This is a genomic window from Paenibacillus sp. Y951, from assembly GCF_056786395.1.
In genome coordinates, this window is the sequence record NZ_JBXCIY010000008.1 from 64,033 (window position 1) to 89,935 (window position 25,903).

At 39.2% G+C, this 25,903-nt stretch carries 22 protein-coding genes; 8 read left to right on the forward strand and 14 right to left on the reverse strand.

Features of this window, described 5'->3' with window-relative positions:
* The first annotated feature begins 72 nt into the window (after nt 1–72).
* Nucleotides 73–384 carry a winged helix-turn-helix transcriptional regulator gene (locus AC1TPB_RS13300; RefSeq protein WP_482064391.1) on the forward strand — a complete coding sequence of 104 codons (312 nt, stop codon included), beginning with the start codon at nt 73–75 and terminating at the stop codon, nt 382–384.
* A gap of 77 nt (nt 385–461) precedes the next feature.
* On the opposite strand, the gene AC1TPB_RS13305 is transcribed toward AC1TPB_RS13300, so the two are convergent.
* Entirely contained in the window at nt 462–2,330 is a 1,869-nt protein-coding gene (locus AC1TPB_RS13305; protein ID WP_482076947.1) for an SLC13 family permease, read from the reverse strand.
* A gap of 583 nt (nt 2,331–2,913) precedes the next feature.
* Between AC1TPB_RS13305 and AC1TPB_RS13310 the strand changes: the two genes are divergently transcribed.
* Nucleotides 2,914–3,117, forward strand: a complete 204-nt coding sequence (locus AC1TPB_RS13310; RefSeq protein ID WP_482076948.1) for a hypothetical protein — start codon at nt 2,914–2,916, stop codon at nt 3,115–3,117.
* Here AC1TPB_RS13310 and sdhB read toward each other — a convergent pair.
* From sdhB to AC1TPB_RS13325, 3 genes are read right to left on the reverse strand one after another with little or no spacing between them, the layout of a single operon-like run.
* Entirely contained in the window at nt 3,091–3,855 is a 765-nt protein-coding gene (sdhB, locus tag AC1TPB_RS13315) for a succinate dehydrogenase iron-sulfur subunit (RefSeq protein ID WP_482064393.1), read from the reverse strand. The two genes, AC1TPB_RS13310 and sdhB, sit on opposite strands and share 27 nt — an antisense overlap.
* Nucleotides 3,856–3,857: 2 nt before the next feature.
* Nucleotides 3,858–5,615, reverse strand: coding sequence for a succinate dehydrogenase flavoprotein subunit (gene sdhA, locus AC1TPB_RS13320; RefSeq protein WP_482064394.1), 1,758 nt, complete (start codon nt 5,613–5,615; stop codon nt 3,858–3,860).
* A gap of 23 nt (nt 5,616–5,638) precedes the next feature.
* Entirely contained in the window at nt 5,639–6,310 is a 672-nt protein-coding gene (locus tag AC1TPB_RS13325) for a succinate dehydrogenase cytochrome b558 subunit (RefSeq protein WP_482076949.1), read from the reverse strand.
* A 339-nt stretch (nt 6,311–6,649) separates the two neighbouring features.
* Here AC1TPB_RS13325 and AC1TPB_RS13330 point away from each other — a divergent pair, with 339 nt between their 5' ends.
* Nucleotides 6,650–7,546, forward strand: coding sequence for a LysR family transcriptional regulator (locus AC1TPB_RS13330; RefSeq protein ID WP_482076950.1), 897 nt, complete (start codon nt 6,650–6,652; stop codon nt 7,544–7,546).
* An 89-nt stretch (nt 7,547–7,635) separates the two neighbouring features.
* Nucleotides 7,636–9,321 carry a CPBP family intramembrane glutamic endopeptidase gene (locus tag AC1TPB_RS13335; protein ID WP_482076951.1) on the forward strand — a complete coding sequence of 562 codons (1,686 nt, stop codon included), beginning with the start codon at nt 7,636–7,638 and terminating at the stop codon, nt 9,319–9,321.
* Here the strand turns inward: AC1TPB_RS13335 and uvrC are convergent.
* The gene (uvrC, locus tag AC1TPB_RS13340; RefSeq protein ID WP_482077064.1) at nt 9,287–11,098 is read right to left on the reverse strand and encodes an excinuclease ABC subunit UvrC; all 1,812 of its coding nucleotides are present in this window, start codon (nt 11,096–11,098) and stop codon (nt 9,287–9,289) included. The genes AC1TPB_RS13335 and uvrC overlap by 35 nt on opposite strands.
* Nucleotides 11,099–11,483: 385 nt before the next feature.
* Between uvrC and AC1TPB_RS13345 the strand changes: the two genes are divergently transcribed.
* Nucleotides 11,484–11,630 carry a YqzM family protein gene (locus AC1TPB_RS13345; RefSeq protein ID WP_482064398.1) on the forward strand — a complete coding sequence of 49 codons (147 nt, stop codon included), beginning with the start codon at nt 11,484–11,486 and terminating at the stop codon, nt 11,628–11,630.
* An 89-nt stretch (nt 11,631–11,719) separates the two neighbouring features.
* Here AC1TPB_RS13345 and AC1TPB_RS13350 read toward each other — a convergent pair whose 3' ends face one another.
* The 9 genes from AC1TPB_RS13350 to AC1TPB_RS13390 all read right to left on the reverse strand — a co-directional run bounded on the left by AC1TPB_RS13350 (nt 11,720) and on the right by AC1TPB_RS13390 (nt 21,007).
* Nucleotides 11,720–11,935: a YezD family protein gene (locus tag AC1TPB_RS13350; protein ID WP_482076952.1), complete on the reverse strand. Its 216-nt coding sequence runs from the start codon at nt 11,933–11,935 to the stop codon at nt 11,720–11,722.
* Nucleotides 11,936–11,980: 45 nt separating this feature from the next.
* Nucleotides 11,981–12,865 (reverse strand): sulfate ABC transporter permease subunit CysW, encoded by an 885-nt coding sequence (cysW, locus tag AC1TPB_RS13355; protein WP_482076953.1) that lies wholly within the window; start codon nt 12,863–12,865, stop codon nt 11,981–11,983.
* A gap of 35 nt (nt 12,866–12,900) precedes the next feature.
* Nucleotides 12,901–13,758, reverse strand: a complete 858-nt coding sequence (cysT, locus tag AC1TPB_RS13360; RefSeq protein ID WP_482076954.1) for a sulfate ABC transporter permease subunit CysT — start codon at nt 13,756–13,758, stop codon at nt 12,901–12,903.
* 41 nt (nt 13,759–13,799) lie between these two features.
* A complete protein-coding gene (locus AC1TPB_RS13365; RefSeq protein ID WP_482077065.1) occupies nt 13,800–14,825 on the reverse strand; it encodes a sulfate ABC transporter substrate-binding protein in 1,026 nt (341 codons plus the stop codon).
* Between the two features lie 362 nt (nt 14,826–15,187).
* Entirely contained in the window at nt 15,188–16,213 is a 1,026-nt protein-coding gene (locus AC1TPB_RS13370) for an ABC transporter substrate-binding protein (protein WP_482076955.1), read from the reverse strand.
* 118 nt (nt 16,214–16,331) lie between these two features.
* Complete coding sequence (yjfF, locus tag AC1TPB_RS13375) at nt 16,332–17,318, reverse strand: galactofuranose ABC transporter, permease protein YjfF (protein WP_482077066.1); 987 nt, start codon at nt 17,316–17,318, stop codon at nt 16,332–16,334.
* Nucleotides 17,311–18,345 (reverse strand): ABC transporter permease, encoded by a 1,035-nt coding sequence (locus tag AC1TPB_RS13380; RefSeq protein WP_482076956.1) that lies wholly within the window; start codon nt 18,343–18,345, stop codon nt 17,311–17,313. The genes yjfF and AC1TPB_RS13380 overlap by 8 nt, the downstream gene beginning before the upstream one ends.
* On the reverse strand, nt 18,342–19,853 hold the full coding sequence (locus tag AC1TPB_RS13385) for a sugar ABC transporter ATP-binding protein (RefSeq protein ID WP_482076957.1): 1,512 nt from the start codon (nt 19,851–19,853) through the stop codon (nt 18,342–18,344). Before AC1TPB_RS13385 ends, AC1TPB_RS13380 begins: the two co-directional genes overlap by 4 nt.
* A gap of 179 nt (nt 19,854–20,032) precedes the next feature.
* Nucleotides 20,033–21,007: an ABC transporter substrate-binding protein gene (locus tag AC1TPB_RS13390; protein ID WP_482064405.1), complete on the reverse strand. Its 975-nt coding sequence runs from the start codon at nt 21,005–21,007 to the stop codon at nt 20,033–20,035.
* A gap of 280 nt (nt 21,008–21,287) precedes the next feature.
* On the opposite strand from AC1TPB_RS13390, the gene AC1TPB_RS13395 reads away from it, so the two are divergent.
* Genes AC1TPB_RS13395 through AC1TPB_RS13405 form a run of 3 tightly spaced genes read left to right on the forward strand, consistent with a single transcriptional unit; the run spans nt 21,288 to nt 25,718 of the window.
* On the forward strand, nt 21,288–23,075 hold the full coding sequence (locus tag AC1TPB_RS13395) for a sensor histidine kinase (protein WP_482076958.1): 1,788 nt from the start codon (nt 21,288–21,290) through the stop codon (nt 23,073–23,075).
* A gap of 47 nt (nt 23,076–23,122) precedes the next feature.
* Nucleotides 23,123–24,718, forward strand: a complete 1,596-nt coding sequence (locus tag AC1TPB_RS13400; protein WP_482076959.1) for a response regulator — start codon at nt 23,123–23,125, stop codon at nt 24,716–24,718.
* Complete coding sequence (locus AC1TPB_RS13405) at nt 24,711–25,718, forward strand: sugar ABC transporter substrate-binding protein (RefSeq protein ID WP_482076960.1); 1,008 nt, start codon at nt 24,711–24,713, stop codon at nt 25,716–25,718. Before AC1TPB_RS13400 ends, AC1TPB_RS13405 begins: the two co-directional genes overlap by 8 nt.
* Nucleotides 25,719–25,903 lie beyond the last annotated feature (185 nt).

Here is a 25,903-nt window from a genome sequence, read left to right on the forward strand (position 1 = left end):
ACCTACTTTGCCATAGGTACTTACTTTTTTTTAGTTTGTATGCTACAATAATTGTTAAGGAAGGTGATACGGATGGACTATTCAGTGATGTGTCCACGGTATGAAAGTGCTGCGGACTTACTAGGAAAAAAGTGGACCGGTAGGATCATTCATGTTTTACTTGGCGGACCTAAACGTTTCAAAGATATAAAGGAACAAATTCCAGAAATGAGCGATAAGATGCTTACCGATCGCATGAAGGAGTTAGAATGTTCTGGTGTCGTTGTTCGCAATGTATATCCTGAAATGCCTGTACGTATTGAATATGAACTGACTGAAAAAGGTCGAGATTTAGAACCTGTCATCTGTGCCATTCAACAATGGGCAGAGAAATGGATAGGCTAAGCAAATAGAGCTGGATTAGAGGAATCAATGATTCCTTTAATCCAGCTCTTGTTTGTATGAACATTTTGAGCTACCGCTCAAAATGGATAGATTAATGGTATTGCGAAGACCATTACAACCCCCAGCAAAATCTGCACCGGTAAACCCACTTTAATATAATCCATAAACTTATACTTACCTACCCCCATGACAAGCGCGTTCGGTGGCGTTGAGAACGGCACAGCAAAGCACATACTAGCTCCGATCGATACTGCTAACATAAATGGAAGAGGATTGACGTCAAGCGCTACAGCCGCCGATAAAGCAATTGGAGCAAACAGCACAGCACACGCCGTATTACTTACAAATAACGTCATCAATGATGTTGCAAAATATACTCCTGCAAGCAATACTAACGGACCATACCCTCCTAGCCCAATAACAAGCTTTTCTGATAATAAGGCTGCTGCACCTGTCTTTTCAATTGCTGTAGACATCGGAATCATTGCGCCAATAAGTACAATACTTTCCCAGTTAACTGTCTTATAAGCTGATTCCATATTAGGCAAACATCCTGTAACAACCATCATTATCGCAGCGATCATCACACATACAACGGCAGGTACAATATTAATAATCATGCCGACAATCATGAGCACCATTATTAGAGCAGCAATAGGTGCCTTATGAATCAATGGTATATTCGCAGCTTCCTGTGCTGGTTGACCAACGACAACAACATCTTCATGCTCTAGAGATAATCGTGCAATATGCTTCCATTCCCCTTGAATTAAAATCGCATCGCCTGATCTTATTTTCTCTTCCTTCAATTCATTCAGCAAATACGTTCCTTTACGCTGTATACCAAGGATGTTAACATTGTAGTTTTCGCGAAAGCCCGAATGCTTCACCAATTGATTAATATGACGCGAATTAGATGGGATAAGTATTTCGGCAATGCCAATTTCGGATGTTGTTAACTGTTCAAGCGCTGCTGCAGAGTCCTTCTCCACAATATCATCACTAATAATTGTCAGCTTCTGATGCTTTGCAAATCGTTCAATCTCTTCGTAATGACCGCTAACATAAATAATATCATTCATATGTAATCTAGTTTCTGGACCGGCCATTTCCTGATTAATCGTTTTGAAAAACGGGTTTTTGTGAGATTGGCGGCGTCTAACCTCATTAATATGTACATGATATAAACTTACCAACGAAAGCTCCTTCAGCGTCTTCTCGAGCATCGGTGAGCCTTCACCCAATTGCATTCGATATAAATTTTGCGCAAGGCTATACTGCTCGGCTAGTTCATCTAATGAACGCTCTTTTTTCTTTTTCGAGCTACCTTTACTTTTTCCTTTTAGGACTACTTTACTGAAAAACATAATAAGTAATGTTCCCGCAACAAGACATATGACACCCGTTGGTGCAAATCCAAAAAAGCTTATCTCTTCGAAACCAGCTTTTGCTAATGTTTCGCTTACAACCATATTCGGCGGGCTACCAATTAAGGTCAGCATTCCACCTAAACTACCTGAAAATGCTAATGGCATAAGTAGTCGTCTTGTACTTACTTGCGCTTGATTAGCCAAACTTACAACAATGGGTAGCATCACTGCAATCGTTCCTGTATTACTAATAAATGCCCCAACAAAGGATGTCGATAGCATAATAGTAATAAGTAGTCTTGTCTCATTCGTACCTGCCAAATTCAATAACTTTCCACTGACGATTTTGGCAAGACCGGTCTGAAAAATCGCTCCTCCAACGACAAATAGGCCAATCATCATAATGACAACAGAGCTTGCAAAGCCAGCCAATGCTTCTCCAGTATCAAGAATATTTAGAATAACTAATAAGCTTAACGCACATATCGCTACGAGGTCTGAACGTATTTTTCCACTGACGAACATGATCGATGCTAATAGCAATATAATTAATGTTAATATCATATCTATATTCAACGTCGTTTCCCCCTCAATCGTACTCTCTTGCTATAGTAACATGTACATATTGCATTAACTGTGATTTTCATTACAGCGGCAGGCTCACTGCGAGGATTAATATTTAGGCTAACTCAATTTTGACGACTGTAGCGATACTTTTGGCGTTACAGTGCATGAGTAACTAAATTAAAGCTACTTATAGCTTTGTTTACCCCTCATATAAACTACAGCGAAGAGAACTAATCGCGATTGGAACAGCGGTACGTACTCACATGATAGTGAGAGGTTTTTGAAACATTACCTTGTCACCACTCCTAAGCATTGACAATAGTAACAATTTTCAGTACTATAATAATAACTTCATATGATAATGATTATCAATGATAATGTAAGCTGGTTATAACAAGCAATACGCTGCTCAACCCAATAAAAAAACGCCAAGATAGAAAACTATCCCGACGTTTTTAATAAAATACATTCTAAGGTTCATATTCGATATCGAATAACCTACGGAGTCAATCATCGTTATTAAAGTCATTGTAACAATACCTAGCAACGTGTACGTTATAAGTACACGAGCGGTCAGTGCCCGAAACTTTAAATGAAGGTTCAAAAAGTGGGCTTTCAGAACCGAGCAGTTGAAACGCTACTTGAGAAAGGCGGAAGCGCAAATGTACGTTATTGGTACATGCGAACCGTACTTTCCAAGTTCGTTTCAAATGCGATGCCGACTACGCTACTTCAGCATACACTTCGTTATCAAAGTCCGCTTTTTGAACTACACACCAAGCCATTTTTTGAATAATAGCTTAGTAGTATCGCGGTTCATCGCAGCAATAGATGTCGTAAGTGGAATCCCTTTCGGGCAAGAGCGAACACAGTTCTGTGAGTTACCACAGCCTTCTATTCCGCCATCTTCCATTAGCGCCTCAAGTCTCTCGTCTTTATTCATCGCACCAGTAGGATGAACGTTGAAGAGACGAACTTGAGAAATCGCAGCCGGTCCAATAAAGCTATTACGATCATTCACATTCGGGCAAGCTTCAAGACATACGCCACAAGTCATACATTTAGATAATTCGTATGCCCATTGACGTTCTGATTCTGCCATACGCGGTCCAGGACCAAGATCATACGTTCCATCAATTGGAATCCATGCTTTAACTTTTTTCAGAGCAGAGAACATTCTTTCACGATTAATAACAAGATCGCGAATAACTGGGAAAGTACGCATTGGCTCAAGTCTTACTGGCTGTTCTAGTTGATCGATTAACGCACTACAAGCTTGACGAGGCTTTCCGTTAATAACCATAGAACAAGCACCACATACTTCTTCTAGACAGTTAGAATCCCAAATGACTGGTGTAGTATTCTTGCCTTCAGCAGTTACTGGGTTACGTTGAATTTCCATTAGAGCACTAATTACATTCATATTAGGACGATAAGGAATCTTGAACGTTTCCGTATATGCTGCTGAGTCTGGTTTATCCTGACGTGAAATAATAAAGGTAACAGTTTTCGTAGCTACTGTAGTTTCAGCCATTATTATTCTCCTTTCTTCTTCCCTGCAGAATAGTCACGGGTACGAGGTTTAATCAAGCTAACGTCAACTTCTTCATAAGATATTTTCGGACCTTCTGGAGTCCAATCTGCAATTGTCGTTTTCAAGAATTCTTCATCATTACGTTCCGTAAATTCAGGCTTGTAATGTGCACCACGCGATTCATTACGTTGCAATGCACCTAATGTCATCGCCTCAGAAAGCTCGAGCATATTCCATAATTGACGAGTAAATGCGACACCAGCATTATTCCAATTCGCAGTATCATTAATGTTGATATTGTTATAACGTTGTTTCAGTTCTTTAATCTTTTGAATAGTTTCTACCAGCTTGTCGTTATAACGAACAACGGTCATATTATTAGTCATCACTTCGCCAAGCTCTTTGTGAAGCACGTATGCATTTTCAGTACCATTCATACCAAGAATACGATCATACTTCGCTTTTTGCTCACGAGTAGCTTTCTCAAACACAGAAGCGGAAATATCTTCTGCTGATTTATTAAGACCTTTAATATATTCAACTGCTTTTGGTCCCGCAACCATACCACCATAAATTGCTGATAATAGCGAGTTAGCACCAAGACGGTTAGCACCATGATAGTTATAGTCACATTCGCCTGCTGCAAATAGACCAGGAATATTCGTCATTTGATTATAATCTACCCACATACCGCCCATTGAATAATGAACTGCTGGGAAAATTTTCATCGGTATTTTACGAGGATCATCGCCCATGAATTTTTCGTAGATTTCAATGATACCACCAAGCTTAACATCAAGTTCCTTAGGATCTTTATGAGATAGATCAAGGTAAACCATGTTTTCGCCGTTAATTCCTAATTTATCATCGACACATACGCTGAAGATTTCACGAGTTGCAATATCACGAGGTACTAAATTACCGTACGCAGGATATTTCTCCTCAAGGAAGTACCAAGGTTTGCCATCTTTATATGTCCAAATACGACCGCCTTCACCACGAGCAGATTCACTCATTAAGCGAAGTTTATCATCACCTGGAATTGCTGTTGGGTGAATTTGAATGAACTCGCCATTCGCATATTTCACACCTTGTTGATATACCGCACTTGCAGCAGTTCCTGTATTAATAACGGAGTTCGTAGTTTTCCCAAAAATAATACCAGGACCACCTGATGCAAGAATAACTGCATCACCGCGCACCGTACTAATTTCCATAGAACGTAAATCTTGAACAGATACACCGCGACATACGCCGTCATCATCAATAACGGAACCAAGGAATTCCCAGTGCTCATATTTCGTAACAAGTCCCGCTGCTTCCCAGCGACGAACTTGCTCATCTAGTGCGTATAACAATTGTTGACCCGTTGTAGCACCTGCAAATGCAGTACGGTGATATTGTGTTCCACCGAAACGACGGAAATCTAGCAAGCCTTCTGATGTACGGCTGAACATTACGCCCATACGGTCCATTAAGTGAATAATACCAGGTGCAGCATCACACATTGCTTTAACTGGTGGTTGATTCGCTAGGAAGTCACCGCCATATACGGTATCATCAAAATGCTCCCAAGGAGAATCGCCTTCACCTTTTGTATTTACAGCGCCGTTAATACCGCCTTGTGCACATACAGAGTGTGAACGTTTTACGGGAACGATTGAGAATAGATCGACATGTGTGCCAGCCTCAGCGGCTTTGATTGTAGCCATTAGACCAGCAAGACCGCCACCAACGACAATAATTTTATTTTTAGCCATTACGATTCGCTCCTTGATCTATACTAAAGAATTGAACGCACTGCCATGTAGGCATCTGCCACTTCTTTGAATTCGTCGCCTCTGAAAGCAACAAGAGATAAGATGAATAACGCAGAGATAATTACAAAAATACCGATACAAATTTTCGAAGAAATACGTTGAGCTCGTTCACCAACTGTAATTCCCCAGCTAATAAGGAATGCCCATAAGCCATTACTGAAATGGAAAGATGCTGCAAGAACACCAATTACGTAAAATGTGAACACAAGTGGACTTGTTGCGATGTGATTCATCGTTGAACCAAGTTCCTCATGTGATATATTCCCTAAGTATACCTGGAAACGTGTATCATACACATGCCAGAATACGAATACGAAGGTAATTACCCCTGTAATACGCTGTGCTGTAAATGCCCAATTTCGTCCGTACTTAAAGCGTCCTAGATTTGAGTTCGATTGATACGCTACGTATAAACCATATATTCCATGGAATAATAGCGGGATATAGATCAATATAAACTCAAGTACAGGCAATAATGGTAAACTATTAATTAAGCCTACCCCTTTTTGAAATCCTTCTGGTCCTCGCTCGAAAGCTTGGAAATTCGTTAAAGCATGCACTACGAAAAATCCACCTAGTGGAATGATACCTAGTAGTGAGTGCAGCTTACGAGAGAAATAACTATTTCCCTTCATCTCTTTGTTTTCTCCTTTCAAACTGTAAGTGCTTACTTATCCAATGAAATCAACCCACATTTTACCCCACCTATATGCGCTAGTCAATCAATCACCCATAGGTATAGCAAATGATGACACATTTTTGCCATAGTTTTATCGTACTCCTTTTTCGCTTATAATGGAATTGCATATTCATTATTAATGCTTATAACAAATTTGCATAAGAGAATAATTTCATCTATAATTTTATAATAGAAGTATTATATTAGGCTCTAAAAAATTGGCGCGAATGCTTCCGAATTACTTTTTAAACAGGAAGCTTACGTATTAGTTATGAAAAGTTGGAGGTATATTATAATGGATGAAGCTTTATATATTTTCAAACGTATCGTGGAACACTCTAGTATGAATAAAGCAGCTCAGTCACTTAATCTATCCCAGCCAGCACTATCACGAAAAATTTCAAAGCTAGAGCATGAAATCGGTGCTCCACTATTCAGGCGGATTGGAAAAAGACTAGAGTTAACACGTATTGGACAACTTACTTTTGAATATGCTATTGAGCAAGAGCGACTGTACCTCAAATATCTAAAAACAGTCGCCGAGTTCAAAGAAACGGGAAGAAGCTCGATTACGATCGGTGCAAGTTTGACGACTTTACAAACGACGTTACCCGATCTCATTGCACTGCTTCGAGAATCTCATCCTGAAATTGATATAAAAGCGATTACTGGAAAAACTCATGAAATCGTTAGTTTTGTGAAGGAACATAAAGTTGATATTGCGGTCATCGCCTCACATCTAGATGATTCCTATGTCCAGTGTACCCCGTTGTTTGATGATCATCTTATTCTAGTCATGCCTCGTTCATTGATGCTTCCAGAAGCAAAACAATTAGATGTGCATGATCTGAATAATATTCCGATGATTTTATTTTCCAAAGGAACATGGTATCGCTTATTGATCGATGAATTGTTTGAAGCGTATCAATTAACGCCTGAAATTAGAATGGAAATCGATTCTTTCGAAGCTATACTACGCTTGCTTCATACGTTCCGAGCAGGTGCACTGTTACCGAAGTCATATTTGCGACCACAATTAATTGCTGATAACGATCTTGATATTTATCCCATTCCACAACTGGAAGGTACTAAGCGTACGACGTCATTAATTCATGCAGATCCTAATACATTGGATGTAGCGGTGAGAAACTGTATTCAAGACATTGCAACCTTTTATCATCGTCAAGCGTAATAAACGTATAAACACATTGGAATATATTGTATACATTGTATTCTGCGTACACGGTATAATGAGTATATAATAATTTAAAGAGGTGAATTATGATCAACCAGATTACCCCGAAAACTTGGAAGCTAGCGAGTATATTAGCAACGATTTCACTTATCGTTTTCATTTTATTACAACTACTTCCGAGCTTGAATGCAACAGCTACTTCAACAACGAGTAGCAAACCTATCTCTAATGATAAAGCGATTGAAATAGCATCAGCATTTGCCGAACAGCGCACAAGCTTTGAGGTCGAGAAGGCAGAAGCCTATCATCAAGGTAATAAAATTTATACCGGTTACATAATGAAAGAAAAACTACAGGCCAAGCATGATGAAAAGTTCGAACAATTAGTGCCGTTCGATCAGTATCAAGTCAACCTTCGATTTGCTTCTGGCCAAGGTGATGGATACGTCATTATGAGTCTATTCACTGGTCAAGTTACTGGTTGGAATTTCTCTATTACGGGAACAGTAGCGAGTGCAGATGCTACATTAGCAGCATTAAAGCAAGAAATTACAAATCGACAGTTTCCATTGAATGATGCTACACATTTCGATCAATATGAAGCAGTTAGTCAATCGGATCGGGCAGCAATTACTGCTCCATCTAGTAACTCAAATGGTTGGCATGTTTCCAATGATGAACAAGTTATCGGGGAAGCTATTCTACAAATTGACACGACTGTATTGGAAACGAGTGAAGGATCTATTGTAAGTAAATACTTGCCTGGCTTCATTATCCCAGACGAATATACAGCATATACGAAAAAACAAGATTTCTTCGCTGCTATATGGACTTTTCTTGTATATATGGGCTTTACATTCATCTTCGGTGTCCTTGCGATCATCTATGCCATTTTATATCGTCGCCATACTTCATTTAAATACGGTATGTGGTTAACGATTATTAGTACGATTATTTCCGCGCTCGTTAACTTTGGATTTTTGAAAAGTCAGCTTGGATTAGAAAGTAATACGATTATGGATGACGGATTCGCTAACATACTTATGATTTTATTCGTTATTATCTCGCTCATCTTTGGCGCCGTTGGAGTATACTTCTCCTTTGTCGCTGGTGATGGACTATGGAAAGCACAAGGCTTCCGTCTCTGGCCGCGCTTCCGTGATCTCGATTATGGTCATTACATTTGGGATATGATGAAAATGTCTTATTTGCTAGCAATTATATTGCTAGGTATTCAAAATGTGATCTATTTATTACTTACGACTGTACTTGGAACTTGGTCGGCAAATGATGCTTCACAATCATTCTTGAACATTGAATATACTTGGTTATATCCTGCAGTAGCTTGGATGGCAGCGATCTCTGAAGAAGTTATCTATCGTTACTTCGGAGTCGGTATCTTCCGTCGTTGGTTCAGAAACACATGGCTAGCTGCGTTAATTCCGTCGCTTGTGTGGGCCGCTGGACATACGATGTACCCACTTTACCCAGCAAGTACGCGAATTTTGGAATTAGTTATTATCGGATTCCTATTCACCTTTATTATGGTCAAATTCGGCTTTATTGCAGCGATGTTCACTCATGCGATTTTCAATACGATATTGATGAGCATGCAGCTTATACTATTTGGAGGGACTATAGATATCGTCTCTTCGATCGTATTCCTTGTTCTACCATTCTTAATTGCTTATGTTATTAAGCTGCTTCATAACAAAAAAAAGGATACTGCAGGACCGCCTAATCGTCCTGAGTATCCTCCCGCAATGCCGTAAGTATAGTAGTTGCTAGCTTTTCACCAATAGAAAGGGGCTTAAAGTCTTCGACTTGAGCCTCTTTTATTTTTTTCAGCGACCCGAAATGCTTCAATAACTGTTTACGCCGCTTCTCGCCAATACCAGGAATCGAATCAAGCTTCGACTCTACCATCGACTTGGCACGTTTTTGAATGTGGAAGCTAATCGCAAAGCGATGTACTTCATCTTGAATGCGCTGCAGCAAATAGAACTCCTGACTATCTCTGCCGAGCGGAATAAGCTCCGCCGAGTCGCCACTCATTAATTCAGCTGTTCTATGCTTATCGTCCTTCACAAGTCCACATACGGGAATAAATAAGCTTAATTCGTCCTGTAGTATCTCAATAGCCGCTGAAATCTGCCCTTTACCACCATCGACTACAATAAGATCTGGCAGCTCTGTACCTTCCTTAAGAGCACGCTCATAACGGCGACGAATAACTTCTCGCATCGTCCCGTAATCATCAGCGCCTTCAATCGTTTTCACATTATATTTGCGATATTCACGACGATCAGGCTTACCATCACGGAAGACAACCATCGCCGATACTGGGTTTGTCCCTTGAATATTCGAGTTATCGAATGCTTCGATTCGATGTAAATTTTCTATTCCTAGTGCATTTCCAAGATTTCGTGAAGCAATGACGCTACGCTCCTCATCTCTTTCAATGAGCTTGAACTTTTCATTCAATACATTTTGCGCATTCTGCACAGCCATTGAGACGATTTCACTCTTCTGTCCACGCTGTGGAATTAATATTTTGACCTTCAACCATTCATGTAGCCAAGACATAATTTCATCGGCATCCATACTGCTGCCATCGACAGGCTGAGGCAATAAAATTTGTCTAGGTAATGCAGGGTTTTCACTATAATACTGCGTCACAAAGCTCATAAAATCATCGTATTCCTCACCATAATAGGGAAATGATGTTCCGTGGCGCTCGATTAATTTACCTTTACGCATATATAAAATTTGTACACTCATCCAGCCTTTATCAACCGCATAGCCGAATATATCTCGATCAAGTGCATCATTCATCGTAATCTTTTGTTTCTCCATAATGGCATCAATAGCTACAATTTGATCACGGTATTCCTTGGCACGCTCGAATTCAAGTTTTTCGGCCGCTTCTCCCATTTTACGTTCTAATTCAATCTTGACAGAATCTTCACCGCCATTAAGGAAACGCGTAATTTCTGCGATCATCTCATCATACTGCTTTTGATCTATTTCAAATTCGCACGGTGCAATACATTGACCGATATGATAATAAAGACATACTTTGTCCGGAAGCTTCTGACATTTGCGCAGCGGATAGAGACGATCAAGTAATTTCTTCGTTTGCTGTGCCGCATATGCGTTAGGATAAGGCCCAAAATATTTCGCTTTATCTTTGTACACCTTACGTGTTACTTCAAGCTTCGGATGTGCTTCATGGGTAATTTTAATATATGGAAAAGTTTTATCGTCCTTTAACAGAACATTATATCTTGGATTATGGAGCTTAATAAGATTACACTCTAAAATTAGAGCTTCCATATTGCTACCCGTTATAATAAATTCGAAATCAGTAATTTCACTAACTAATTTTTGTGTTTTCCCATTATGACTGCCATTGAAATATGATCGTACGCGATTTTTCAATATTTTCGCTTTACCAACGTAAATAATGACATCCTCATTATTTTTCATAAGATAGCAACCAGGCAAATCAGGAAGTAATGCTAACTTATTGCGTAGATGTTCTTTCACGATAGCTTCATCATAAGGATTCGATGACTGCGACATTACATTACCTCCTAAAACTTTTCATGTACTACGTGATTATGCTTCGTGTACATGAAAAGTTACTTCGTAAGCATTATCTAACTTTTCATGATACAAACATAAGAAACTACTTCGTGAATGAAAAGTAGCATCGAAAGCATAAACTTAACTTTTCATGTACTACTTGATTATGCTTCGTGTACATGAAAAGTTACTTCGTAAGCATTATCTAACTTTTCATGTACTACTATTATTGTAGCATATTTGTTCGCATTCATTCTTTTTGATTGAATCGGATATTCACTTTACAATTTAGCGAAATATTGGTTATACTATGTACAGTAATAGGTATGTCAAGGAGGACTGCACGATGGAAAATGTAAGCGATCCACGTCAGCATATTAACGAAGAACCACGTGACGATCTTAAAGACGTTCTTGTTGGCTTCGGCGGCATGCTTGGCTTTATGGTCGTTGTGTTCGCAGCTGCAGTTATTGTGAAATTTTTCATTTCATAATAAGCAGACAGAATGCAACAAAAGACCGAGTGACTCTTATCTTTGAATAAGAGTCACTCGGTCTTTTCTGTTCTATTGTCACAATGAATTTAACTTATATCTTGTTTATTCGGTAGAGTGCCGCTACGCTCTTCGAAGTTATCTACTTTTTTAGTAGCAAGTGGATATCTCGTTCGTTCTGTACGATCAATTTGTACGATTTGACCTTCATGAACCGTTACTAGTACTTGCCCGAATTGTAATCCTTTAATTTGCTCCGCAATACGTGCCTGCCACACTGAATCAACCTCTAAAGGCTTCGCCATCACAATTCCTCCTAAAACTTTTCATATGCTGCTTGGATTACATCTCTACTCAATGCTTTCCCGCTTCGACTGAAGCCCTTCTTTCCACTCTACAATCGCCTTCACGATTAATGTGAAAATCGCTAATAACATTAACAACGATGCAATGGCAAATGCCGCTGAAAATTGATACTCATTGTAGAGAATTTCAACATGTAGTGGTAATGTATTCGTTCTGCCACGAATATGGCCTGATACGACAGATACAGCACCAAACTCGCCCATTGCCCTCGCATTACAAAGAATAATTCCGTATAACAGCCCCCACTTTATATTTGGTAATGTTACATACCAAAATACTTTGAAACCTTTCGCACCAAGACTAATCGCTGCTTCCTCTTCACTAATTCCTTGTTGCTGCATCAGTGGAATAATCTCTCTCGCTACAAATGGTGCAGTTATGAAAAGCGTAGCAATAATAATGCCTGGAACTGCGAATATAACTTTAATATCATGCGCTGCTAACCATGGTCCAAAATATCCTTGTGCTCCAAACATAAGAACGAACACAAGTCCCGCAATAACAGGAGATACAGCAAATGGCAGATCGATTAGCGTTAATAATATTTGCTTACCACGAAATTTAAACTTAGAAATTGCCCAAGCGACGAGTACACCAAAAACTGTATTAAGCGGTACAGCTATTAATGCAGTTATTAACGTTAACTTCAATGCTGCAAATGCGTCCGAATGGGTTATCGCATCAATATAGACTGCAAATCCCTTTTGTAGCGACTCTACGATAACGAGTGCAAGCGGCAAGACGATCATAATAACGATGAACAATACCGCTATGCTTATCAAGCTCCAACGTACCCAGGTCGCTTCATTGATATGCTTCTCTCGCACAATTTTGTGGGAGGAGCTGTGGTATTGTACTACTCCAGCCATCTGATTCCCCTCCTTTATAGGATAGGATGTTCAACTTAAGAATTTGATGTCATTCTACGGTTCATTCTCCACTGCAATAGATTAATGGCGAATAGTAATATGAATGAGACGATTAGCATCACAGCTGCGATCGCAGTTGCTCCGGCGTAATCATATTGCTCTAGCTTTGTCATAATGAGCAGCGGAGAAATTTCTGTTTTTAAGGGCATATTGCCACTGATAAATACGACGGAGCCATATTCACCGATTCCTCTGGCGAATGCTAAGGTGAAACCAGTTAGCAGTGCTGGAAATAACGTTGGCAATATAATTCTGAAAAAGGTGCGGAAGCGGTATGCACCAAGCATCACCGCTGCCTCCTCCATATCTTTCTCCAAATCTTCAATAACTGGCTGTACCGTTCGCACGACAAATGGGATTCCGATAAATGTTAATGCCACAATGATACCTAGTGGGGCATAAGCAACTTTAATACCTAACGGCTCTAAAAATGATCCAATCCAGCCATTCTTTGCATATATCGCCGTTAAGGCAATCCCTGCCACTGCTGTTGGTAATGCAAATGGAATATCAACAAGCGCATCGATAATCTTCTTACCTGGAAATTGGTATCTCACTAATACCCAAGCGACGATTAATCCAAAGAAGGTATTGATCAACGCTGCACATAACGCTGTAATAAAGCTAACCCGATAAGAAGCCAGCACGCGAGCATTCGTCACCGCCGCCCAAAACTGCTCAAAGGTAAGCTCGAACGACTTTAAGAAAATAATAGCTAGCGGAATAAATACAATAATGCTCAAGTAGAACATTGAAATCCCAAGTGTTAGTCTAAAGCCTGGAATGATCGATCTAGATGATGAGCGTTTACGCTTAAACTTTACGAATGACATAGGTGCTCATACTCCTTTATAAATCAGATTCACTTTACATATTAGCTACCAGGAGTATAGATTTGATCGAACACTCCATCATCCGCAAAATGCTTCGTTTGCGCTTCTTTCCAGCCACCAAAGTCCTTATCAATTTCTAGTAACTCTAATTCAGGGAATTGATCTTTGAACTGCGCCGCAACTTCTGGATCTGTTGGTCGGTAATAGTTATCTCCTGCAATCTTTTGTCCTTCTGGAGTGTACAAGTATTGCAAGTAAGCTTCTGCAACTTCGCGTGTACCACGTTTGTCGACTACTTTATCAACAATGGCAACCGGTGGTTCTGCCAAAATACTTAATGATGGATATACGATATCGAATTGATCAGGACCTAATTCATTTATCGATAAATATGCTTCATTTTCCCATGCCAGCAGAATATCACCTATTTCACGCTCTACAAAAGTTGTCGTTGACCCACGAGCTCCTGTATCTAATACCGGCACATGCTTGAACAGCTCTTTTACAAATTGAAAGGCTGCGTCCTCGCTATTGTTATTTTGTTTAAGCGCATAACCCCAAGCGGCTAAATAGTTCCAACGTGCTCCACCTGAAGTTTTCGGATTCGGTGTAATAACTTCTACATCATCCTTGATTAGATCATTCCAATCTAATATATTTTTCGGATTTCCTTTGCGAACTAGAAACACGATTGTTGATGTGTAAGGTGCACTGTTACGGTCAAATTGAGTTTGCCAATCACTTTCAATTAGTTCTGCATCAACAATTGCATCGATATCATAACCAAGTGCTAGTGTAACGACATCAGCTTCAAGACCGTCCACAACTGCTCGACCTTGTTTTCCAGAACCACCGTGTGATTGCTCAATGGTTACTTCTTGATTAGCCGTTTCTAGCCAATACTTCGCGAAAGCTTCATTGAAGTCTACATATAGCTCACGAGTTGGATCATACGATACGTTTAATAATTGTATTGACCCTGAATTTGTAGCTGTACCGCAAGCTCCAAGCACCCCAATTAGTAACGCCAAAACAATAATTTTTGATAAATGAGTAATTGACTTCATCTTCATAACAAATCCCTCCATAATTTAGGGATAGGTAATGTTCATTCCGGTTGTTCCGGTCACTATTTATTATTCCTATCTGTTTAGTTGGTTATTGATTGGATGTTAACAGTAATTACCACTCTCTGTCAACATATTTTTATTAAAGCTATTAGAGAATCTTATAAAGCATATGTAATGTGATTCATCCGTATTAATTTTAGCTTATTGCCATTCTAGATTGTATGCTATTACTTGCACTCCTAATAAAATCCTCTCTTAACTTCAGGCTCGTTTCCCTCAAAAAAAGGAGCAGCTCCATCGTCATTTTCATGACTTTGGGCTACTCCTTATACTCATTTACAAAAATATATAAACTGCGTCTAATACTTTCGCTTGGAAATTTCTTCAAGCGGCATCGTCTCCGTAAAAACATTTTCCGGAGGAATAATTCGCTTTGGTAATGTTCTACCTGCCATTATTTCATTGGCAGCCTGGATAATCATTGGACCTAGCAAAGGATTACATTCCACAATAAGATTAATTTTCCCTTCACTCATTGCTTCAAGTGCCTTTTGCGTACCGTCTACTGATATAATGACGATATCGACTCCTGGAACTAGTCCTGCTTCTTCGATTGCTTGAATCGCGCCAAGTGCCATATCATCATTATGAGCATACAACACATCTGGTAGCTGTTCACCTTCTAGAAATTTCCTCATAACTCGCTTGCCTTTCTCTATCGTAAAATCCGCGGACTCACTAACAGCAAGGATTAGATTCGACTGATCTTTAATCATCTCTCGAAATCCTTCCCCTCGTTCAATAGAAGGCGTAGAGCCGATTGTTCCTGCTAGCTCAGCAATATAAATCGATTCGTTTCTATTCCGCATTTTATCGAGCAAATACTTTCCTGCTTTGACACCTTCATCATAAAAGTCCGAGCCGATAAAAGTAACAATCAACGAGGAATCTTCTACATCTACTGCCCGATCGATCAATATTACCGGAATACCTGCTGCATGAACTTCTAGCAGAATAGGCTCCCAGCCCGTTTCCACAACAGGGGCAAATGCGATAATATCTACTTGTTGCTCGATAAATGAACGAATAGCCTCGAATTGTTTCTCTTGTGATTGCTCCGCATTTTTCAATATAAGCTCAATTCCCATTTCACTTGCTGCTGCCTCAATAGACTCTGTATTAGCTAGTCTCCATTTACTTTCAGATCCTAGCTGTGAAAAGCCTAATACAATTGGCTTTTCTACTTCAACTTCTTCCAGCTCATTGATCACGATTGGTATGTTATTAGATTCATTATTCACTGTTGATTGACTTGCTTGACATCCACTCAGTAGAAGAAATAACACCAAACTATATATTAAATTCCGATGCCACCAAAGCTTCATGCTACAGCACGCCTTCCGCCTACATATTGTAGCTACGTCTTACTGATGTATTACATTCACAAGATGGCGATAGCTAATACATTAATGATAACATGGTAAAATAAGGTTGCCAATGATATTACTTTCTCGCTAGTAATGAATATCCCGATTGCCGTTTCTTCTGATTACCCAGTATCCTTTGTAAAATAATAAATACAAATAATAAAAGTCCAATAACTATTTTTGTCCACCACGAACTTAATGTCCCTTCAAAGCTAATGATCGTTTGAATGACACCTTGGATCATGACTCCAAAGAAAGTACCTGCAATATATCCGACGCCACCTGTCAATAAAGTACCTCCAATAACAACCGCTGCAATCGTATCTAATTCTGCGCCAATTCCATGTGAGCCATAGCCTGAAAGCATATAGAATGTAAACACAACACCTGCTAATGAAGAGCAAAGCCCGCTCAATGCATAAGTCATTACTTTCGTGCGCGCTACAGGAAGCCCCATAAGTAGAGCAGATTGCTCACTTCCTCCGATAGCATATATATTGCGACCTAGTCTTGTGTAATGAGCAATAAATATACCTACGATAACGATAACTATTGCTATAATTACACTTATTGAAATAAAGTATCCACCAGGTAAATATACTTTTGTTTGCGCAATACTAACATATAGTGGGTGATCAATTGTAATTGTATTTGTCCCAATGACGTAGCATAGGCCTCTCGCCAAAAACATACCTGCGAGTGTAACGATAAATGGCTGTAGCTTATAATAATGAATCAATGCTCCCATAATTAGCCCGAGTGTCGATCCGATCAATAGCACTAACGGAATAACTAACATCGGCGACCAGCCATATTGCTGGATTAGAGTAGCTGATACCATTGTCGTAAGAGCTATAACAGAACCTACTGAAAGATCAATCCCACCAGATACTATGACGAAGGTCATTCCAACCGCTGCGATTAATAGATAGGCATTATCAATTAATAAATTCAATATGACTTGAATAGAAAAAAATCCAGTATAACGAAACGAGCCCGCGGCAAACATTAAGCCGAATAAGCAAATTGTTATAATAATCGGAATATATTTGCGATTAAAGATAAGGCATCACCTCTTTATCAACAGAAGTACGTGTTTTTCTACGTTTAACGAAAGATTTTCGGAATGTTTCTGACTGAATCAAGCACACGGCAAGTACAACACAAGCTTTAACTACAAGCGTAATCTCTGGCGGAACACCAGTCATATAAATCGTTGTTGTTAATGTTTGGATAATAAGTGCGCCGATAATCGTTCCCATTAAGAAAAACCTTCCACCATTAAGAGATGTTCCACCAATAACAACTGCAAGAATAGCATCAAGTTCGAACCAAAGCCCTGCATTATTTCCATCTGCACTTGCTACATTAGAGCTAAGTAATAATCCCGCAATCCCTGCACATAAGCCACAAAATATATATACAGCGAAAATGATCATACTAGATTTAATACCAGAAAGTCTGCTTCCCTCTGGGTTATTACCAACTGATTCAATAAATAGTCCTAGCGCAGTTTTACGAGTTAACAATGCGGCCACGAATAACACAATGACTACAACAAAAATCGAAAACGGTAATGACAAAAGCGACCCTGACCCAATAAATTGATATTTGGGACTTACGACTGTAATAATTTGTCCACCTGTTATTAATTGCGCAATACCTCTACCTGCAACCATTAATATTAACGTTGCAATAATCGGTTGTATCCCAGCTCCGGTAACTAGAAATCCATTCCACATGCCAAGTACAATAGATAATATTAATGCTGTTCCGATCGCAATCAGCACTAATGAAAATGCATTTTGATTCGTTCCATTGCTGATCGTTAGACATGCCATCGCACCAGAAATTGCTACAACTGAGCCAACTGACAAATCAATCCCTTTCGTAGCGATTACGAGCGTCATACCAATAGATACTAACATTAATGGTGCCCCAAAATTCAAAATATCAATGAGGCTACCATACAGCTGACCATTTCTCATTTCAAGTGAAAAGAAATCTGGAGAATATATAAAATTGAAGAGCAATAATAGACCTAGTAAGGCAAGAGGGTAGAATAAGTGATGCTTCATTATTCCTTTCATTGCTCACCACCTCCCGCTATTGCCTTCATAATACTTTGCTGATTCAATTCTGTATCTGTCATCTCTTTAACGATATGTCGATCACGCAATACTGCGATACGATCACTAACTCGAATGACCTCGTCTAATTCTGAAGAAACAAACAATACAGACATACCTTCATCTGATAATGATAATACGAGTTTTTGAATCTCTGCTTTCGCCCCAATATCAATTCCTCTTGTTGGTTCATCTAATATAAGTAACTTAGGTTGAGTTAATAACCAGCGTCCTAATAATACTTTTTGTTGATTTCCACCACTTAAATTTTTAATCAATTGCTCCGGAATTGGCGGGTTAATATTCAGCATTGTAATATATTCATCTGCTATCGCGTTCTGTCTTTTTCTCGGTATTCTGTTGAACCAGCCTTTATTCGCTTGTAATGCTAATATTATATTTTCTCTAATTGTAAGATCTTCAATGATTCCCTCCGTTTTTCTATTCTCCGAACAAAATGCGATTGAATTTTCTAATGCTTGGCGTGGCGAATGAATACTTTTCTTTCCTTCATAATGCAATGTCCCATGATCTGGACGATCCGCTCCAAAAAACAGTCTAGCTACTTCCGTTCTGCCTGACCCTAGTAAACCAGCTAGTCCTACAACCTCACCATATCCGATGTTCAAATTAAACGGTTCAATCACACCCGTGCGCCCAAGTTCCTTTGCCTCAGCAAACCAGTGTTCATGCTTCTTCTGTGCACGTGACTTCGGCATTTCCTCAAAGGCTTGCAGCGTCTTCCCGATCATTTTCGATACTAGCTCGAATTGCGGTAGCTCCGTTGTCAAATATTCACCGACAAGCTGACCGTTCCGTAAAATGGTAATCCGATTAGATACCTCATACACTTGATCCAGAAAGTGTGTGACAAATAAGATTGCTAGTCCTTCTTCTTTCAGCTTCATCATAATATTGAACAATTGCTTCACTTCATTCCGATCAAGACTAGAAGTAGGCTCATCCAAAATTAACACTTTAGCAGAAATATTGAGTGCTCTCGCAATGGATACTAATTGCTGGATTGCTACTGAATAATTATGCAACGGCAATGTCACATCAATATCTAGATGCAGCCTTTCCTGCAGCAATTTTCCCGCCTGCTCATTCATCTCTTTCCATAAGATACGACCGAATTTCCGCGGCTCTCGTCCTATAAATATATTTTCAGCAACCGTTAAATTAGGACATAAATTCACTTCCTGATACACGGTACTAATTCCAACCTCTTGCGACTCTAGTGGACTATGAACGGCAATAGGGCGACCCTCTAGCTCAATCGCCCCTTCGTCTATCATATAAACGCCTGTCAGCACTTTAATTAATGTAGATTTCCCTGCTCCGTTCTCACCCATTAAAGCGTGAATCTCCCCTGCAAATAACTGCAGATTCACATTATCTAGAGCTTTCACCCCAGGAAATCCTTTGTAAATTCCCGTCATCGTTAATATCGACTGGTTTTCGCCCATGACTTCGCTCTCCTTCAAGAAAAAGCCGCTCCTTTAGATGGGTTTCAATCCGACCGCACGTGATCATGATGCGCAAGCTCTGAAGTAGATTCGGCATCGAATATGACGTGTGATCATTTTGAACTTGATTGGAACATCATCTTAAGGAGTAGCTTGAATTCTTAAGATTCTCTACTATCCTAGTACTGACGAGTTGGTAGAGCTTCTTTCGCCTGTTCTGAAGTAAATGTTGTTTCTTCCGTTACAATACGAGCAGCAATTTCTTCACCAGCTAAAACTTTATTAACAGCGTCCATAAGTTGTGGTCCAAGTAATGGATTACACTCAACGATATAGTTGATTTTCCCTTCGCTTGCAGCTTGCATACCATCTTTAACTGCATCAACAGAAATGATAATAATATCTTTACCCGGTACCAAGCCGGCAGCTTCGATCGCTTGGATCGCACCTAGTGCCATATCATCATTATGTGCGTACAGTACATCAATTTTTTTATGCGCTTTCAAGAAAGCCTGCATAACTTCTTTACCTTTAGCACGAGTGAAATCTCCCGTTTGTGAGGCAATAACTTTTAATTTAGAATTAGCACTAATAACATCTGCAAAGCCAGCCATACGATCATTCGCAGCGGAAGATCCTGTCGTTCCTTGAAGTTCTACAATGTTAATATCTTCTGAAGAGTCTTTGTATTGCTCAAGCAACCATTCTCCAGCCTTGCGACCCTCTAATACAAAGTCCGAACCGATAAATGTTTTGTATAATGACGTGTCCTTGGAATCTATTGCACGGTCCGTTAAAATAACTGGAATTCCCGCTTCTTTTGCTTCTTTCAATACAGTGTCCCAGCCGGATTCAACAACTGGAGAGAATGCGATAACATCTACTTTTTGTTGAATGTATGAGCGAATCGCTTTAATTTGATTTTCTTGTTTTTGTTGAGCATCAGAGAATTTCAATTCAAATCCTACTTCTGCAGCAGAATCTTGAATAGACTTCGTATTCGCTGAACGCCAACCACTTTCCGCACCAACTTGAGCAAAGCCAAGTACGACTTTATCTCCTGATGATTTCCCACCATTGTTACTACATGCTGTAACAAATACCAAGACTAGTACTAAAAGAAGTGCAAAACTCAACTTAATTGATTTTTTCATTATCTAAAACCCTCCCCTTTATCACCATTTACTGGTGTACGCTCAGTATATAGGGGGCACAAGCTGAAGATATACGGAGTTCTTTAAGCATTTCATTCAATTTTTTGTCTGTTTTAGCTGTATTCTCTTATATTCATAGAATTTCTTATTATTTTATTGTTAATTTTGGTTACGTTTACATTTATCATCTTCTGTACTGTTTTTTTGCTATACTATGTAGAGTTAGTACTTTTTACCATCTCACATTGCAAATAGAGAGGGACTGGTTTTATTGCTCACTTTGCTTAGATTGATTACATCCAGCTTGAAAGCAAAGCTATTAACGCTTTTTATCATTTTAACTTCTGTCCCCTTAATTACTGTAGGCTTGATCTCCTATCAAAAATCATTTGATACGATTTCTGATCATAATAAAGCGTCCACTATGCTTGTAGCAGAACAACTCGCTCGCGATATCGATGTCTTATTTCAAGATACAGGTAAGCTGCTAGAGCTAGAAAACAATCCCCATGTGCTTAAATTTTTATTTGCACCGAATGAGACGTATGAAAATGCTAAGGAAATACTAGAAACCTTTGAGCTATACCGTGAAATTTATAAATACGGGGATGTTCGAAATATTACGATGATCAATCTTTATGGTAAAGGTATTAGTGAGCGAAAGGGACTGTTTCAGCTTGATTACAATCCATTACGAAACTCACATTTAGATATATTAATGAAAGATCCTGAAATGATATTAATTATTCCTCCAATAGAAGCTTCACCATTAGATCGACTAGATGGGTTCAAATACGCTAATTCTGATACCGTTTCTATTATGGCAACAGTCAAACAAAAGGTAACCCGAGAAGTGATCGGGTTTATCGTAATCGATATGAATGATTCGGTCATTAAAAAGTTTATAAGTAATGTCACCATTGGAGATTCTGGTTTTTTCTATGTTACCGATCCAAAAGGCAACCCAATTTTCACAGCTCCTGACATAAATAATCGATCAACTTCAATTCAACCTACGGAATGGATTAACAATGTTCTTCCTGTCGAGCAAGGTAGTTTAGTTCATAATACAAAAGGTATACCGATTTTTGTTGTCTTTACAACATCGCCAACGACCGGTTGGAAAATTATCGGTACTGTCCCTCTGCAAGAAATTGTCGAGGATGCAAATGAAATTCGACAGCTTATTATTGTAAGCGTCCTGTTAAGTATTATATTTGCGATTACACTTTATTTCTTCATCACTGCTAGATTAACTCGGCCTATCCAAATATTGAAGAAAAAAATGCGGCAAGCAGCTAATGGAGATCTAGAAGCTAAAGTAAAGTCCACTGGTCGCGATGAAATAACCGATCTAGGACATAGCTTTAATCTAATGCTTGAAAAAATCAAAAATCTGCTTCATCAAAATTTACAAGAAAAAGAAATGATTCAAAAAGCCGAGCTGAGAACACTTCAAGCACAAATTAACCCTCATTTCTTATATAACACACTAGATTCGGTTATTTGGATGGCGGAAGCCGGAAAAAAAGATCAAGTCATTAAGCTCGTACAAGCCTTTTCCCAGTTTTTTCGAATAAGCTTGAATAAAGGAAGAGATTGGATCTCTATCAAGTCAGAAATTGATCATGTCCATAACTATCTCGTCATTCAACAAATGCGCTATAGTGACATACTAGATTACGTGATTGAGATTGACCCAGCAGTTTTACCACATGCCACATTAAAAATGACATTGCAGCCTTTAGTTGAAAATGCAATCTATCATGGCATCAAAAACAAGCGCGGTAAAGGATTCATTCGTATTAGCGGTCATATTGTAGATCATGATATTTTACTAATTGTCGAGGACAATGGAATTGGCATGAGCGCCGAGCGGCTAGCAGCTGTACTTGCCGAGCTAAGAGAACCCAATGTAAGTGAACAAGAGTCCACAGAGCAGATCCGTGGCTTCGGGTTATATAATGTCAATCAACGCATTAGACTTTATTTCGGGGAACGATATGGGATCGAGATTGAGAGCGGGGATGGTATCGGCACCAGACTCATCGTACGTATCCCATCATAGCCACTTATGCCGCCTTACTGTTCGATTAATCTCTTAGGAGTGAATATATGAAGAAGGTTATGTTTGTTGATGATGAGATTTTAATTCGTGAACATATACGAGATTATGTGGACTGGGACAAGGAAGGTTTTATTTATTGTGGTGATGCTTCTGATGGTGAAATGGCATTGCCACTCATTGAAAAGTGGAAGCCTGATATTTTGATAACGGATATTAGGATGCCTTTTATGGATGGTATTCAATTAAGTAAAATTGTAAAGCAAAGACTTCCTAATACGAAGATTGTTATTCTCAGTGGGCATGATGAATTCGACTATGCGAGAACTGCTATAAGAATAGGGGTAGAGGAATATTTGCTTAAGCCAATTGGTCCTAGCGAGCTTATTCTGCTATTGCAAAATGTTAGCCGTAAAATCGATAAAGAGCGTCAACATAAAAACAATATTCCTTATACAAAGGATAAGCTAATGAGCGATCTATGTGGTGGTCTCATTCCGATTGCAGATGCAGCAGAAGCTGCCAACGTACTATCGATTTCGCTGTTCGCAAGATATTATGCTGTCATCGTCTGGGATGTTCGTTACTTAGAACCTCCAGTTAACCTTGATACAGCAACTATTTTCAAAACAGATGATGTTATGGAAGCGATCAAAGCCTCTTACAGCAACTGTTGGTCATTCAAAAGAAGTAAATCTGAATATGTCTGGATTCTTTATCATGATAGTGAAACTGAGTTACAAAAAATTGTTGTACAAATAAGAGAAAAAATCTTCACTCAACTTAGCTCCTTACTCTCACCTACAGTACTACTAGGTATTGGAACTGTGCAGAATCGCCTGCAAGCAATTCATACTTCCTTCCTAGAAGCTGAAGAAGATCGTAACTTAAAGAGATACTCACAAAGCAACAAACATGCATTGTGGAACGCCGCTGATGAAGCAACTAACAAAATGATTCTACTTGATCGCGCAAGTTTTCACATTTTCCTTAAAATCGGACGATCTGCAGAGCTTCATACGTTTCTGCAGAGCTTTACTTCGGCACTTCAACGATTAGATTGGAACGCTTCATTGTATGGCTATTATTTAATTAATAACTTAACACTAGAAGCTTTGCGGTGGTCCAAGGAAACATTTCGCTCTGCAGCTGCTGAGGTGACAGAAATGCTCATTCACACTATGCAACAAAAAATAAAGGCAATTGAAAATAGGCAGCACTGTGAGGATTATCTTGTTATGGTAATCGAACAGATATGGAAATGGCGATCTGAATCTGCCGATCGCTACGGAGACCTCATCCATAAAGTGAAGATGTATATACAACAAAATTATAGTAATGATCTAATCTCACTACAGGATGCCGCCGAACATGTAAGTATCAGCCCAAGCCATCTCAGTAAAATTTTCAGTCAAGAATCAGGAAGTACATTTATTGAACATTTAACGTCAACTCGAATTATGAAAGCAAAGGAATTACTGCATACGACAGCTGATAAAAGCTATGAAATCTCATTCAAGGTTGGCTATAATGATCCTCACTATTTCTCTAATTTGTTCAAGAAGATGACCGGCATGACTCCTAGAGATTTCCGCCGTCAAAGTCATAGTACATCTACTGTAGAGTCAGGTGAATCGCATGATTAAATCCAATTATTTTGCATCGAAAAAATGGGGTAGATTGACTATAATGTTAACTGCGTTTGTCATTATTTCTACCTGTGTTGTACTTATAAGCTTGAATAGATCAATACCAAGTCAAGTGAAGCCTCCTTCGGCTAACGCGATAACCGAGCAACCTAATAATCAATACACATTTGGAATCATATATCCAATGTCACATCCGTTCTATGAAATGATTACACAAAATGCCCAGAAAACAGCTAATTCACTTGGTAGTAATCTAATCGTCAAGGCACCAGATGAAACTAATTTAGAGCAACAAATACGAATGATGGAAACGATGATTAAGCAAGAGGTTGACGCGATAGCGATCGCACCTATTGATGCCGAAGCGTTAGCTCCAACAATAAAGAAAGCGATCTCCAAAGGTATCTCCATTGTGTGCTTCGAATCAGACTGTCCGGATACTGGGCGTGCTACCTATATTGGAAGCAATAACGAACAAGCTGGTATTGAGCTAGGGCGTGTCATTACCGAAAGACTGAACGGCAAAGGAATGATTCTCGTACAAATCGGCATGAGCAGCATGTCGAGCGTAGAGCAGCGTCTATCCGCAATGACTACTTATCTTGAACAGCATTCTGAAATCCAAATTTTAGATATACGTGCTCATGAAGGAAGCAGCGAGCTTGCTTTAACTGATTTGGAGGAAATGATTGATAACCATCCTCATTTCGATGCGTATATTGCGATGGACCCTGTCTCTATTTCTGAGGCTGTATTAGTGTGGAAGGCGATGGGGCTGAACAGACATGCGATTGCCTTTGGTATGACGCATGAAGTTAAGGAAGCAATGATTAACGGTCAAATTACAACGAATGTGTATGGTCACGAACAATTGTGGGGCGAGCGTATCGTTCAATCACTACTTAAAGCAGTCACCAATGAACCGTTAAATAGCTTTGAATTTTTGGAGATAGCTACGCTGTCGCGAAGCCAAACCGAGCTGTTACCTGAGTTTTAGTTAAGCTTGATTGTGAATAGTTGCATTTAAAGTGCACGAGGGAATGTAACTTAAAATTATCATCAACGGAATGTGAGATTGAAAACATCCTAGGCAAAGAAAAGTGGACAACCATTTTGAAGCAGTTGTCCACCAATAAAAAACCGTTTCAACCTTTATTGGATATATGTTCTACATTCATCCCA

Excerpts from the sequence above, each read along its gene's own strand:
- sdhA (WP_482064394.1), bottom strand. The coding sequence starts at position 5,615 with ATGGCTAAAAATAAAATTATTGTCGTTGGTGGCGGTCTTGCTGGTCTA.
- cysT (WP_482076954.1), bottom strand. The coding sequence starts at position 13,758 with ATGTCATTCGTAAAGTTTAAGCGTAAACGCTCATCATCTAGATCGATC.
- AC1TPB_RS13345 (WP_482064398.1), top strand. The coding sequence starts at position 11,484 with ATGGAAAATGTAAGCGATCCACGTCAGCATATTAACGAAGAACCACGT.
- AC1TPB_RS13380 (WP_482076956.1), bottom strand. The coding sequence starts at position 18,345 with ATGAAAGGAATAATGAAGCATCACTTATTCTACCCTCTTGCCTTACTA.
- AC1TPB_RS13400 (WP_482076959.1), top strand. The coding sequence starts at position 23,123 with ATGAAGAAGGTTATGTTTGTTGATGATGAGATTTTAATTCGTGAACAT.
- AC1TPB_RS13365 (WP_482077065.1), bottom strand. The coding sequence starts at position 14,825 with ATGAAGTCAATTACTCATTTATCAAAAATTATTGTTTTGGCGTTACTA.
- AC1TPB_RS13330 (WP_482076950.1), top strand. The coding sequence starts at position 6,650 with ATGGATGAAGCTTTATATATTTTCAAACGTATCGTGGAACACTCTAGT.
- AC1TPB_RS13350 (WP_482076952.1), bottom strand. The coding sequence starts at position 11,935 with ATGGCGAAGCCTTTAGAGGTTGATTCAGTGTGGCAGGCACGTATTGCG.
- cysW (WP_482076953.1), bottom strand. The coding sequence starts at position 12,865 with ATGGCTGGAGTAGTACAATACCACAGCTCCTCCCACAAAATTGTGCGA.
- AC1TPB_RS13300 (WP_482064391.1), top strand. The coding sequence starts at position 73 with ATGGACTATTCAGTGATGTGTCCACGGTATGAAAGTGCTGCGGACTTA.
- sdhB (WP_482064393.1), bottom strand. The coding sequence starts at position 3,855 with ATGGCTGAAACTACAGTAGCTACGAAAACTGTTACCTTTATTATTTCA.
- AC1TPB_RS13405 (WP_482076960.1), top strand. The coding sequence starts at position 24,711 with ATGATTAAATCCAATTATTTTGCATCGAAAAAATGGGGTAGATTGACT.
- AC1TPB_RS13325 (WP_482076949.1), bottom strand. The coding sequence starts at position 6,310 with ATGAAGGGAAATAGTTATTTCTCTCGTAAGCTGCACTCACTACTAGGT.
- AC1TPB_RS13310 (WP_482076948.1), top strand. The coding sequence starts at position 2,914 with ATGAAGGTTCAAAAAGTGGGCTTTCAGAACCGAGCAGTTGAAACGCTA.
- AC1TPB_RS13390 (WP_482064405.1), bottom strand. The coding sequence starts at position 21,007 with ATGAAAAAATCAATTAAGTTGAGTTTTGCACTTCTTTTAGTACTAGTC.
- AC1TPB_RS13385 (WP_482076957.1), bottom strand. The coding sequence starts at position 19,853 with ATGGGCGAAAACCAGTCGATATTAACGATGACGGGAATTTACAAAGGA.
- AC1TPB_RS13335 (WP_482076951.1), top strand. The coding sequence starts at position 7,636 with ATGATCAACCAGATTACCCCGAAAACTTGGAAGCTAGCGAGTATATTA.
- AC1TPB_RS13370 (WP_482076955.1), bottom strand. The coding sequence starts at position 16,213 with ATGAAGCTTTGGTGGCATCGGAATTTAATATATAGTTTGGTGTTATTT.